General features: G+C 46.4%; 12 protein-coding genes. 6 read left to right on the plus strand and 6 right to left on the minus strand.

Annotated features, from left to right (window positions below):
• The first annotated feature begins 33 nt into the window (after positions 1 to 33).
• Positions 34 to 645, plus strand: a complete 612-nt coding sequence (locus tag AC5ZC7_RS18100; protein ID WP_496157499.1) for an RNA polymerase sigma-70 factor — start codon at positions 34 to 36, stop codon at positions 643 to 645.
• Here the strand turns inward: AC5ZC7_RS18100 and AC5ZC7_RS18105 are convergent.
• The 5 genes from AC5ZC7_RS18105 to AC5ZC7_RS18125 all read right to left on the minus strand — a co-directional run bounded on the left by AC5ZC7_RS18105 (position 642) and on the right by AC5ZC7_RS18125 (position 4,016).
• Positions 642 to 1,259 (minus strand): biopolymer transporter ExbD, encoded by a 618-nt coding sequence (locus tag AC5ZC7_RS18105; protein ID WP_496157498.1) that lies wholly within the window; start codon positions 1,257 to 1,259, stop codon positions 642 to 644. The two genes, AC5ZC7_RS18100 and AC5ZC7_RS18105, sit on opposite strands and share 4 nt — an antisense overlap.
• A gap of 142 nt (positions 1,260 to 1,401) precedes the next feature.
• Complete coding sequence (locus AC5ZC7_RS18110; RefSeq protein ID WP_496157497.1) at positions 1,402 to 1,971, minus strand: DUF6620 family protein; 570 nt, start codon at positions 1,969 to 1,971, stop codon at positions 1,402 to 1,404.
• A gap of 11 nt (positions 1,972 to 1,982) precedes the next feature.
• The gene (locus AC5ZC7_RS18115; protein WP_496157496.1) at positions 1,983 to 2,807 is read right to left on the minus strand and encodes a hypothetical protein; all 825 of its coding nucleotides are present in this window, start codon (positions 2,805 to 2,807) and stop codon (positions 1,983 to 1,985) included.
• Positions 2,808 to 3,059, minus strand: a complete 252-nt coding sequence (locus AC5ZC7_RS18120; RefSeq protein WP_496157495.1) for a hypothetical protein — start codon at positions 3,057 to 3,059, stop codon at positions 2,808 to 2,810.
• 3 nt (positions 3,060 to 3,062) lie between these two features.
• A complete protein-coding gene (locus tag AC5ZC7_RS18125; RefSeq protein WP_496157494.1) occupies positions 3,063 to 4,016 on the minus strand; it encodes an SPFH domain-containing protein in 954 nt (317 codons plus the stop codon).
• 240 nt (positions 4,017 to 4,256) lie between these two features.
• On the opposite strand from AC5ZC7_RS18125, the gene AC5ZC7_RS18130 reads away from it, so the two are divergent.
• A complete protein-coding gene (locus AC5ZC7_RS18130; protein WP_496157493.1) occupies positions 4,257 to 7,049 on the plus strand; it encodes an outer membrane beta-barrel protein in 2,793 nt (930 codons plus the stop codon).
• Between the two features lie 36 nt (positions 7,050 to 7,085).
• Here AC5ZC7_RS18130 and AC5ZC7_RS18135 read toward each other — a convergent pair whose 3' ends face one another.
• A complete protein-coding gene (locus AC5ZC7_RS18135; protein ID WP_496157492.1) occupies positions 7,086 to 7,886 on the minus strand; it encodes a GLPGLI family protein in 801 nt (266 codons plus the stop codon).
• Between the two features lie 149 nt (positions 7,887 to 8,035).
• Between AC5ZC7_RS18135 and AC5ZC7_RS18140 the strand changes: the two genes are divergently transcribed.
• The 4 genes from AC5ZC7_RS18140 to AC5ZC7_RS18155 all read left to right on the plus strand — a co-directional run bounded on the left by AC5ZC7_RS18140 (position 8,036) and on the right by AC5ZC7_RS18155 (position 13,509).
• Positions 8,036 to 9,568, plus strand: coding sequence for an ATP-binding protein (locus AC5ZC7_RS18140; protein WP_496157491.1), 1,533 nt, complete (start codon positions 8,036 to 8,038; stop codon positions 9,566 to 9,568).
• Complete coding sequence (locus tag AC5ZC7_RS18145; RefSeq protein WP_496157490.1) at positions 9,569 to 10,252, plus strand: response regulator; 684 nt, start codon at positions 9,569 to 9,571, stop codon at positions 10,250 to 10,252.
• Positions 10,253 to 10,457: 205 nt separating this feature from the next.
• The gene (locus AC5ZC7_RS18150; RefSeq protein WP_496157489.1) at positions 10,458 to 12,743 is read left to right on the plus strand and encodes a glycosyl hydrolase family 95 catalytic domain-containing protein; all 2,286 of its coding nucleotides are present in this window, start codon (positions 10,458 to 10,460) and stop codon (positions 12,741 to 12,743) included.
• Positions 12,744 to 12,912: 169 nt separating this feature from the next.
• Positions 12,913 to 13,509 (plus strand): TetR family transcriptional regulator, encoded by a 597-nt coding sequence (locus tag AC5ZC7_RS18155; RefSeq protein ID WP_496157488.1) that lies wholly within the window; start codon positions 12,913 to 12,915, stop codon positions 13,507 to 13,509.
• Positions 13,510 to 13,519: the final 10 nt, after the last annotated feature.

Raw genomic sequence — 13,519 nt, forward strand, 5'->3', positions numbered from 1 at the left:
TGACGCAGCGATGACTGCCTTAAAACCAGTTTAATGACAGAACAGCCTGAACTTACGGAAGATATTATTCCTTCGTTCCAGCAAGGAGAGCCGGCAGCTTTTAATGCTTTTTTCACACAGTATTACAGGGCGCTTTGTTTTTTTGCGGAACAACTATTAGGTGACATGGCGGAGGCAGAAGACATTGTGAAAGACAGTTATGTGAAGCTATGGAACAAACGTTCCGACTTTCATCATCCCAAAAGCATTAAAAGCTTTTTGTATACCACTACCCGCAATGCATCCCTTAATTTTCTGCGCCACTTAAAAGTGAAGAACAGCTTTCAGCAGGAAATGATTTATCTCGACGACCAAAAAGGCGACGAACTCATTCTGCAACAAATGATCCGCACGGAACTATTGCAGTCCGTATATCATGAAATAGAAAAGCTGCCGGAGAAAAGACAACAGGTATTCCGGATGATTTTCCTGGAAGGGTTAAAAAATGAGGAGATAGCGGAGCGTTTAGGCATCTCCGTATTTACCGTAAAGGAACACCGGGCAAAAGCGCTGGCACAGCTACGGCTCCGCTTCTCTGATCAGCAGCTGCTGTTGTTCATCTCCCTGATGGCCCTCAGCAACGGCGCCTGGCTCATGAAAGCCTAGCCTTTCGGCGCCGTTTCCAGGTCCGTTACCAAATTCAATCGCTGTATATTTTTCTTCTTAAAAACATCCAGTACTGCCTTTATTTTTATGTAAGGCGTTTCATTATCCGCCTTGATGCAATACTTTAAATTTTTAAGTTCCTTTTGATGGGTTGCCATGGCATAATCCAGCCATATGCCCAGTTCATTGTCCGTAGCATCAGCAGATACGCCGGTTTCGATAGCAGCATCTTTCCGGGCCTCCGGCGTCATGGCGAGATAATTTTTCAGGTGCTTGATATCCGTACCTACACTGGCTCCCAGTACAAAGTTGCGCATCTCGGCAGCAGACAATCCGAGGTGAAAATTTTTGTCAATGTCAGTGATCAGCTGTTGCCGGTACTTCTGTCCCGGTAAATCGAAGAAGATACGCCCTTTCTTATCTACCGTTAGTAATATGGTGTTCGATTCTGATACTTCCGTGGTGTTAACAGAAGTAGGTGTGACTACTGCTACCGGCTCACTGGGCTTAAATTTCGTGGCCAGCATAAAAAATGTCAGCAATAAAAAAGCGACATCTGTCATGGCCGTCATATCTACGAGTGTACTTTTACGGGCTAATTTGGCTCTGGGCATATTATTGATTTTAGGATAACAGGACTTATTTTTTTAAAGACGCTGCTTTCATAAAAATCCATAACCGCCATCCTATCGAGCTAAAAAAAACGACGGTATCAATAATGACACCGCCGCTAAGCATAATTCCGAAAAAATGACTTTAAAATTCAATATCGTCGGCTACGTTACCCCCTTGCGCTTCTGCAAAAAGCTTTTCATATTTCGCCCGGTAGGCCGCCTGTTGTGCGTTGTAGCCTTCAAAGTCCGCGGCAATATCTCGATGAATCTGTTCATTCCAGTTAGAAGCAGCCATCTGGAAATCGCCCAATGGAATACCGTAGTTGTCCACGATCCATTGTGCGCCATCTAATCCGTAATCATACGCCACTTGCCTGGCTACTTCCAGCTCCGCATAAAACGCTTTATCTGTTTTAATTTTTGCTGTATTGTCGGCACCTTCCGCAGACAACGTAGGTTGCAGGCTGCTGAATTTCGGATGTTGATCGGCCTGACCGAAGTATTGACCAAACAGGGTGACGATATGAAAGGTGGCGTCCTGTTTCATTCGTTCTGGCCAAAGCAGGTTGGCTTCCTGCCATACGGGTAACTCCACACCCAATGCACTGGCTACCTGTGCTTCACTCAGCCCGCTGCCCATTTTAGCGCAGGCAGCGCTGTAATCTTCTAAAGTAATACCGTGAATGGGTGCTAATAATGGATTCTCAGACATATAATTGATATTTAATAATGACCTATAGCGATATCTTTCAATAATCTTTCATAAAATTTTTCATTCTCCCCTGCCATGTCCGGTACTATTTTATTCCACTCATCAATCATGGCACGGTAATATTGCTGCTGCAAATCCGGATTCCTGGGCTGCGCCTCTTCAGCACGCTTTCGCAGGTGGGCGGTGCGTTGCTCTGCCAACGCCCGGGCATCATGCAACACCATTTTTGCCGCGGTAGACGGAAGAAACGTGTTCTGGGTATGGCAAAACGGACAACTCACATAAGTGGCAATGAAAAACATTTTTGGGATAGTGATATTGCCTCCACATTGCTGGCAATTGAATTTATCTTTAATGGCTTCAAAAGCCGCCAACTGTTCCTGGTAGGCTGTTTCCAGGTCCCGCTCTCCGGCCGCTGCCTGTAGCTTATTCAACGCTGCATTCAGCTTTTCTTCGAAAATATGATGGCGGTTAAAACAGGCCATTCTGAAAGTATGTAACAGCTGATGATATTTACTGCCTTCGGCAGATGTAATAGAAGGAATCACTCCTTCCGCTGCATACACCAGCCCGTTGATCTTTTCATCCCTGGCTTCATTGGCTTTGGTACGTATCAGCGACAGTTGTCCCTGCAAACCGGCCAACAAATGGCCATGCGTGCGCTTATAAGGATCTGTATCCTGCGCAAAAACGGCTTTTAATTCGGGAATGGCTGCTGCACACATCTCATTTACCCGGCCTTCCAGTTTATCCAAAAAAGCAAACCACCTTTGCTGTGTTTCATTAATTTCCGCTATCAGTGCAGGGTTATCGTATTTTTTCCCGAATCCAAACATTTACTTCGAATTGTTTTCTTTTTTGATATGAATGCCATCTGTCAATGTGGTGTCCATAAATACAAACCCACAATAGGCACAGGAAGTAAGTCCGTGCCGGAATGCCCTGCCGGCGCCACAATTAGGGCAATCGCGGGCATCCATACTGGCAGGTTCCTGCTTTATTTCCCCGCCATAATGTTGCTGTTGCAGGGCCGTTTGTTTTAGTTTTTCGAGATAGGATTGTGCCCGATTCTTTTCCGCGTCACTCATACGTTATAGTAATTTCAATAATGCTTCTTTCTTCACCGTATATTCTCCCTCGTTAATCAACCCTGCTTCAAAAAGGTGTTTCAATTTCTGCAGCCGGCTGGTAACGTCTTCCGGTGGAGGTCCCGGCTCGGTAGCCGCGGTGGATTTCACCTGGTTCAGGATGATACCCATCGCCATAGCTTGTTGCGCAGCATTTGCCATGGCCGTATTTTCGTGCGACATGGCATTTGCCATGCTGAACTGCGTAAACTTATTCATATCTGTTACCATATTCATCCCCGTTACTTTATCGTAATGCTTCAATACTTCTTCCGGTAACGTAGCATTGGTGATGGTAAAGCTGGTCACTGTTAATCCGAAGTCGTTGAAATAAGGTCCGATGAGTGGTTGTACTTTTTCATTCAGAGCGGAGAGATTTCCTGCCACATCCACCACTGAAATATTGGCCGTGGCCAAAGCTTCTGCAAACCTGGGTGCTATAAAATCCCGTAGCTGCCATTCCAACTCCCGGATGCCCAACTGCGGAAAAGTGCCGGCATACTCCCTGAAAAATTTCGCAACATCTGTAATACGGATATTGTAAGATCCGAATGCACGGATCCTTACCTGCCCAAAACTGGTATCCCTCATCAGTACGGGCGCAGGTGTTCCCCACTTCAGGTTTACAAACTGATGCGTATTGAAAAAATATATATCCGCTTTAAATGGGCTCTGAAAGCCATGCTTCCAGTTTTTCAAACGGGTCAGTACCGGAATATTTTCCGTATTCAATATATACCTGCCCGCGGTAAAGATATCCGCCACCCGGCCTTCATTCAGGAAAAGCACCGATTGACTCTCTCTTACCGTTAACACCGCCCCATCTTTAATTTCTTTGTCCTCATCCGGAAACTTCCACATCAGCAAATCGGGATCAGGGGGCACAGATTCTATGATCTCAACAAATGGTATGGCCATGTTGTCAGGGTTTAAACGCACATTTAGTCAAATGTAACAGTGAATATAGGTTTGTCTGCATCACTTCTTTCTAAAAATGAAAATACCAGTTTCCGGGTATTTCTCCAAGTTAACATTTAAACAATTCTACCCCGGCCCTCCTCAAACATTAACCTTCCTTAACATTACAGCAACCCTCATTAACCTGCTTTTACCCGCCATGCGCCTACCTTTCCCCTTCATTGACCTTAAATACTGACGATGAAAAAAAGCTACTTACTGCTACTGTGCTGCTGCCTCGGGCTGGTAGCACAGGCGCAAAAAATTACCGGCACCCTGTTGGATAGTATGGCGCAACAACCCATAGCCGCCGCTACCATTACCCTATTGCACCAGAAAGATTCCTCACTGGTATCTTTTACCATGACAGATCCTAAAGGCAATTTTGCATTCACCGGTGTGGCGCCCGGCGCTTATCGCCTGCTGGTAACCCATGTGAAATATCACCCCGCGAGTCAAATGTTGTACGTAACTGCCAACCGCGCCGATATTCATCTCCCCCCTATCCAGCTATTGGATGTAAACAGGACGCTGAAAGAAGTAGTTGTTAATGCCGAAGCGCCCCCCATAACACTGTTGGGCGATACCGTACAATACAATGCCGGCTCCTTTAAAACTATTCCTAATGCCAGCGTGGAACAACTACTGAAAAAGATGCCCGGTATCCAGGTCAGCAAAGACGGGACCGTAAAAGCACAGGGACAAAAGGTAAAACGGATCCTCGTTAATGGAAAAGAATTCTTCGGCAATGACCCTAAAATCGCCACCAAAAATCTCCCGGCAGATGCCGTTGATAAAGTGCAGGTATATGACAAACTCAGTGATGCCGCGCAACTCACCGGCTTTGACGATGGCAACAGCGAAAAAACCATCAACCTGAAACTCAAAGACAATAAAAAGAAAGGCCTGTTTGGTAAAGCTACTGCCGGCGGCGGTACCGAACAACGCTACGAAGGAAGATTTAATTTGAATGCATTCAAAGGAAACCGGCAAATATCTGCCATTGGACTGGCTAACAATACCAATGCAGAAGGGTTTTCTTTCATGGACCTCATGAACTTCAATGGAGAGTTGAGCCGCCTGCAACAAAGTGGTGCTGCCAGCTTCACGGTCAGCTCAGAGGATGCTGCGGGCATGCTCATGGATGGTGCTAATAACAATGGCTTTAAAACCATCATGGGTGGCGGTATTAATTACAATAACCTGCTCGGCAAAAAAACAGATTTCACCGGGAACTATTTCTTTAATCACTATCAGCCCAAACAGGAAAGTGATGTACAGCGACAATACTTTCTACCCGATTCGTCCTACTTATACCAACAACACAGCAGCAACAATAATCTCAATAATACACATCGTGCCAATGCCAGCGCCAATATTATGCTGGACTCCTCTCAATCGCTTAAAATCACCGCTGCCGGGGGCTACCAGGAAAACCGCAGTAGCAATGAAAGCAACTACAAAACCTGGGCTGGCAACCAGACCCTGGCAAATGAAGGCTTCAGCAACCGGTCGTCTTCCGGCACCGGCAGTAATGTGAGCAACGATATCCTGTACCGGAAAAAATTTGCCCGCAAAGGCCGTACCTTTTCCCTGGGACTGCAAAGCAGCTTCAACAACAGCAGCAGTAGCGGTACGCTGCTCTCCGTGAATCATTTCTATCAACGTAAACCGGATCATGATTCCATCTACCAACAGGATAACACCAACGGTAGTATGAAAAGTTATACCGCACGCGCCGTATATACGGAACCGTTATTTAACCGCTCCCTGCTGGAATTCAGTATGGGCAAAAGCAGTACGTACAACAAAGCAGATAAAACCACCTACGACTATGATCCAATAAGCGGACAATTCAACCATTTAAATACCGCCCAGACCAATAACTTTGAAAACACCTATGGCTATACGAATGCGGGGTTACGGCTACGCACCAAACAGAAAAAATATAGCCTGGCACTGGGCGCCCAATGGCAGCGGGCCAGCCTGGAAGGTAAAATCATTGCAGGTACCAAAGATTCCGTTATTCGTAAAACCTTCAACAATCTACTGCCTTCACTGCGATTCAAATATGATTTCACCCGTTACCGCAATTTTAGTATTAACTATACGGCAATTACCAATCAACCTACTATATCACAGCTACAGCCTGTGCCTGACATTAGCGACCCACTCAATATCCGCGAAGGGAATCCTTATCTGAAACAGGAGCTGTCTCATATGGCACAACTTAGTTTTATATCGGTAGATCCTTTCCGGAACAAACACCTTTTTGCGTTTTTTAACGTGCAGGAAACGCAACATAAAATTGTGGACTATGATGTGGTTGATTCTCTGGGCATACGGCATTCCCGGCCAGTGAATGTGAACGGCGTATATAATATCAGCGGCAACCTTAGCCTCAGCTTACCCTTGCGCATCATACCCGGTAATATTGAAATCAGTAACAATGTAGGATACAGTAAAATGAAGCAATTTATTAATGCCGTTCCCAATCAGATCAACACGTTCAGTTGCGGACCTACCGTACGTTTGGAATTACATCCTACCAACAGTTTAGATGTATCTGTGAGTGCAGGAGGCAACTATTACCGTACGGCTTATTCCCTGCAAACTGCTTTGAACACCGGTTATTTCTCCCAACAATATGAAGGAGAAATCAGCTGGCAGTTACCAGCCAAATGGTATGTTTCCAGCAGCTTTACGTACCAGGTAAACAGCCGCCGTGCGGATGGTTTTAATTCGCAGGTGCCCTTGTGGAATGCCTCTTTCAGCCGGCAATTCCTGCGGTTCAACCGGGGAGAGCTGAAGCTGAGCGCGGTAGATTTGTTGAACAGGAATGTGGGGATCAATCGGAGTACAAATCAAAATTATATTGAAGACAGCCGAACCAGGAATCTGCAACGCTTCTTTCAGCTGAGTTTTACGTATAGCCTGAGCAAAACCGGGTTAAATGCGGCAGGTAGCCCACGTGGGTTTAAAATTATGCATTAAAAAAAAGCTCCGGTCTTTACGCCGGAGCTATTGTACTTACTGTCTCATTTGAATCGTCCCTCTCGCGCCCGACGCCCGTTGCCATGACGACATCACCTGGTCTCTTTCTTTGTTAAACGCTGCCTGCGTTACTTTCTTTCCTTTCGCAGGCGGCTTAATCAGGGACACATCCGCCTCTTCGCTTACAACGATGGCCTTATACTGCGTACGGCCTCCGTTGATATCAATACTGAGTATAAGACCAGGTAATTGCCCCTGGTATTCAGGGCCGGCAGGTACCGGGATAGCAGGCGTAAACCAGGCCACAATATTGGCGGTATCAGCTACTTCCACCGTTTTTAATTCGCCATTTTCCATATGGGTGGAAGGTCGTTTGCCAATACGCTGTGCCACGGCTTCCTGGCAGGGATAGTTCAATATGGTGGAAGTATTGCCGGTAAGTTTCCATTGGAGGGGGTGGATGCTGTCTGTAACGATATAATTTTTGGCGCCCAGTTCCCGTTGATCAATGACCGTAGCAGTGGTAAAATTGCAGTAGCGCACATCGTTGGCATCTGCCATCATCATATGTACCTCCATACCATCACCCGATTGCGCTAATGTTTCCGGCACATCCTCTTCTTTGGTGCGGCGGAGTGATTGGTTGTTGGCAAACAATACCTCAAACTTGTCTTTATGTGAGCGGGGCAACATGGGAGCAGCTCCGGCTGCATCCACACCCATGAGCTGCACTTCCATTTGCAGGGTACGTTCATAGATGACCCGTCCCTGTTGTTGCTGTGCCTGGGTCACTTGTAAAGCAGCTACCAAAGAAAACGTTAAAATTGCTTTTTTCATAGTCGTCGTATTTAAGGGATAAAACTATTCCCTTCCAATAGCAACGCAGGTTAACAAGGGTTTACTTAAGGTTAATTTAGGTTAATGTTTTCACTGCCGGGTATTTGTAAACGATACATTTGTATTACTATTGTTATCACTATCAACACATGCGTTACAAACTATCCATACGGGCCACTGCTTTCCTGATTGCGCTGACCATTTTGCTGATCACCGCTTTCCAGGCGTACTGGCTGACTAAAAACTACCGGGAAGAAGAAAAGCTCTTTACCAGCCGCACCAATCTTCTTTTCCGGGAAACTATTTTCAGGTTACAGGCCACTAAACTGAAACTGGATTCCAACGTCAGCTTTCGTGCCACCGACAGGCAGGGCGTGATGCATATTTCCAAAGTGCTGACGGAAAGATACCGCGATTCTCTGGAAACCATTCCCGCGCACCGTACGGTGATGGTGGCCATGAAAGACTCCATGGTAACGGATCCTGCAAATCCTACCATGATAGCAGCCCTGAGAGATACCCGGAAGGATACCTTCCATGTGCAATATAACATCGCTAAAAGCGCCTCAACAGTAAGAGTATTTGACTTCCTCACCGGTGTAGATTCCCTGCGTGATTCTATCAGCATCAAAGAAATTACTGATCGCTACCGGGTAGCACTGGCAAAAGAAAAGATTCATGCAGACTTCACTATTCATGAAATGAAACCGGCAGATACCGCCAGCGCATCCATCATCCCCTTTCCTGATGATCTTGACGGCAACATAGTTACCATTGGATTTACCCAGCCGCTGAGCTACCAGGTACTGTTTGAAAATAATACCTGGTACCTGCTGAAGCGCATCAGTCAGCCGATTGGCGTATCTGTAGTGCTGTTAGGCATTACCATTTTTTCGTTTTTACTTTTATACCGGAACCTGAAACAACAACAAAAACTGGCGCAGCTGAAAAATGATTTCATCAGTAACATGACACATGAACTCAAAACACCCATTGCCACAGTAAGTGTAGCCATAGAAGCCCTTCGCAGTTTTGATGCATTGGAAGACCGGGAAACCACCAACGAATACCTGGATATTTCGGCACAGGAAATACAGCGACTCGGGTTATTGGTAGACAAAGTGCTGAAACTCTCCATGTTTGAAAACAGGGAGATCGCGCTGAACAAAGAACAGTTTGATATCCGCGCACTGGCCAGAGGGGTGATGGCATCTATGAAGCTGCAATTTGAAAAACAACATACCACTACCACTTTACAAACCACCGGCAACAACTTTATTATTACCGCCGATAAACTACATCTCACCAGTGTACTCTATAACTTACTGGACAATGCACTGAAGTATAGCCAGTCCAAACCGGAGATCCTGGTACATATCATCGATCACAAACAATTTCTCGAAATACGTATAGCCGATAACGGTATAGGCATTGCGCAGGAATATAAAACCAAAATATTTGAAAAATTCTTCCGGATACCCAACGGAAACCGGCATAATACCAAAGGCTATGGACTTGGATTAAGCTATGTATCCCATATTGTGCAGCGTCATATGGGCTTCATAGAGGTAGAAAGTGAACTGGGGAAAGGCAGTACTTTTTCTGTGAAGATTCCTTTTGCGGAAGCCCCGGTTATTTATTACGATAAAAATCGCCGGATTGTCCGATTTAAAAAAATATAGATGAGCATCAGAATTTTATATGTAGAAGATGAATTATCTCTGGGTAAAATTGTGAAGGAAAGCCTTCAGCGGAGAGGCTTTGAGGTAGTGATGGAAAGTGATGGCGCTAATGTACTGGCTCTTTTTAAGCAGGTGAATCCGGCGGTATGTGTATTAGACGTAATGTTGCCCAACAAAGATGGATTTGAAGTAGCCGCAGAAATACGTGCGATTCATCCGGAAGTCCCCATCCTGTTTTTGACGGCCAAAACCCAAACGGCCGACCTGGTGAAAGGGTTTACACTGGGCGGCAATGACTACATCCGTAAGCCATTCAGCATGGAAGAACTGATTGTGCGTATCGAAAACGTGCTGCGTAAAACGCCGGTGAGTGCTCCTCCCGTGCAGGATCAAATAAGAATTGGTAAGTTTCTGTTTGATACCCGGCGGCAGGTATTGACCAGTGGCGGAGAAGAAAAGAAACTCTCGTACCGGGAAAGTGAACTGCTCCGGTTATTATATGAAAAACGCGATGGTATCATTGACCGCAAAAACATACTTGACCTGCTCTGGGGCCACGACTCCTTCTTTAACAGCCGTAACCTGGACGTATATATTACCCGCCTGCGTATTTGTTTAAAGGAAGATGAAAACCTCCAGATCCTCACCATTAAAGGAGTTGGATACCGGTTTGTGCTGGACTAGGGGGAAGAATTACGAATTACGAATTACGAATTACGGATTTGTGGGGAGATAGTAAACGCGAAGTATATTCGCTGTTATCTCCCCACAAATCCGTAATTCGTAATTCGTAATTCTTCCCCCTACCGGCTATCTATTTTTCCGGAAATATTAATTATTTCCTGTTAAATTGGCTGACAAGAACCTATTTCTTCATTAAACAGAACAGATGAACAAAATTATTGCATCCCTGGCTTGCTGCCTGGTGACGATGTCGTCGTTAGGTCAGTCGTCTTCACATGATCTGCAATTTGACAAACTGGCCACCCGTTGGGATGAGGCGGTTCCTTTAGGCAATGGCTTACTGGGCGCCTTAATCTGGCAAAAAGATGATCACCTCCGCTTTTCACTGGACCGCGCCGACCTTTGGGACATGCGTCCTATGAAGGGATTACACCGTAAAGAATTTAGTTATCAATGGGTGATCGGCCAGGTGAATAAAAAAGATTATACCCCTGTACAGCAATATTTCGATGCCCCTTACGACAAAGAAGCCGCGCCTTCCAAAATTCCCGGCGGTGCGCTCGAATTCAATACCCGGCAATGGGGAGCCGTTAAATCAGTACACCTGACGCTGGCAAATGCGCTGTGTGAAGTAGTATGGGCCAATGGAACCCGGTTAAAAACTTTTGTGGATGCCAACCAACCGCTGGGATGGTTTCGCTTCGAAAACGTAGATACCTCGCTGGCGCCACAGCTGCTGGCGCCTAAATACCAGGGCTCCGTTACCAATGCCGGTGATCCCGTGGGCGGTGATGACTTGTCGAGGTTAGGCTATGCACAAGGCAGCATCGTGCAAACCGGTAACAGCATTACCTATCATCAGGCCGGCTGGAATGGCTTTACCTATGATATCAATGTGCGCTGGAGAAAAATCAATGCAACTACCATTGAAGGCGTATGGAGTATTTCTTCCCAATTTCCCAAAGAACCGGTAAAAGTGAAAGCGGAGAAAGTCACCGCAGCGGCAGCCACTACCAGCTTTCAACAACAACTGCGCAGCCATAGTCAGTGGTGGACAAAGTTCTGGAGCAAATCAGCCATACAGGTGCCGGATACCTTACTGGAAAAACAATGGTACCTGGAACAATATAAATTTGGCGCCGCTGCCCGCAAAGATGCCCCGCCTATTTCGCTGCAGGCCGTATGGACCGCCGATAACGGACGTATTGCGCCGTGGAAAGGCGACTATCACCACGATCTGAATACGCAGCTTAGCTATTGGCCTTCCTATAGCGCCAACCACCTGGAGGAAGCCATGGGTTATCTCCACCACCTCGAAAAGAATAAAGCTAACTACCAACGCTATACGAAAATGTACTTCGGTGTCAACGGGTTAGCCGTTCCCGGTGTAACCACCCTCGATGGCACTGAAATGGGTGGCTGGATACAATATTCGTTGTCGCCCACCGTATCGTCCTGGCTGGCGCAGCACTACTACCTGCAATGGCGCTACAGCATGGATGCAACCTTCCTGAAAGAGAAGGCCTATCCGTGGCTGAAAAGCGTAGCCACGTTCCTGGAAAGCATTACCATTATAAACGCCGACGGGCACCGGCAGCTGAAAATCAGTTCCAGCCCGGAAATCAATGATAATAGCTTAGATGCCTGGTTCCCACAAAACACCAACTACGACCTTGCGCTGATGAAATTTACTTTCAGCAAGGCAGCGGAACTGGCGGGCGTGCTGAAGCTGCAGAACGAAGCCGCACACTGGAAAAAAATACTGTCGGAATTTGACGACTTCGCCGTTACCCAAAACCAGGAACTGATGTTTGCGCCGAGCATGGCGTATAACCAATCGCACCGCCACTTCTCGCATATGATGGCGATCCATCCGCTGGGCCTCATTCAATGGGAAGATGGCACCAAAGCACAGGCCATTATCAGCCATTCCATTCATCTCACGGATAGCTTAGGGCCGGACTACTGGTGTGGCTACTCTTATTCCTGGATGGCCAATCTCAAGGCACGCGCTAAAGATGGGGAAGGCGCTGCGAAAGATTTACAAACCTTCGCAAGGGCATTTTGCTCCATCAACAGCTTCCATCTGAATGGAGATCAAACCAAATCCGGCCTATCGAAATTTACCTATCGTCCATTTACACTGGAAGGCAACTTCGCTTTTGCCGCCGGGTTACAGGAAATGCTGCTGCAAAGCTATGCGGGCTTTATTGCCGTTATGCCGGCTATTCCGGCCAGCTGGAACAACGTTGCTTTCCAAAACCTCCGCGCAGAAGGCGCCTTCCTGATCAGTGCAAAAAAAGACGGCGGACAGGTAGCCGAAATAAAAATGGTAGCCGAAAAGGGCGGCCATACCCGCCTGAAGTTGCCGTTTAAAACTTATTTCGCGGCCAGTAATAAAGGCTTCGTGATAAAAAATACCGGTGATGGATTCCTGGATCTGACCGCCCAACCAGGTGCCACGCTGTTGCTGAAAAATGGTTACGAATAAGTGATATACCCGGGTTCCCCTGCATGGCGGGGGAACCTTTTTTGTACCCCCTTCCCTGCTTTCATCACATCTTTTACATCCCGTAGTCCTCCTTCTCCCCAGGCCGCTTTAAAAATAATTTGTTCATAAGTAAACGTTCATTTACTTTTGCATAGTTATTTGATTCAATATGCGTACCCGGAATACCGAAAAAGAAGCCGCTATTCGTAGCGTTGCCCTGAAAATAATTGCAGAAGAGGGTTTGGAAAACCTGAGCATGCAGCAACTGGCTAAAGCAGCCAACATATCTCCCCGTACTATTTATTTAAAGTACGAGAACAAGGAAGATTTGCTTATTAAATTATATATAGAAGAAGTACTGGGCGCCTATGAAGCGGCCGTGCTGGAGCATTTCTCGGAAACCATGGATTTTGCAGCGGGCATGCAACAAATCTGGCGGAACATTTTTCATTACTTTAAAAATAACCGCCCCGCATTTGTACTGATGCAATATGGCAAATCCTCTCCCCTGCTGAATAAGGCATACCAGGAGAATAACATCCGGCAGGGCGATTTTTTTGCGCCGGTACACCGCTTTTTAAAACATCACAGTAACGCGGGCATCATCAAAAAGTTCCCACACGACGTATACCTCGCCCTGTTGTTTTCACCGGTACTGGACCTGCTTGGTGAATACTTCGACTACCAGGAAAGACCCAAACAAATTATTACTGAAAAAATGATCCGTGACTGTTGCGAAGCAGTGATCAAAGGCATACTCATCTAACTAAAATAGT

The sequence above is a fragment of the Chitinophaga sp. 9-1-y genome, from assembly GCF_059511905.2.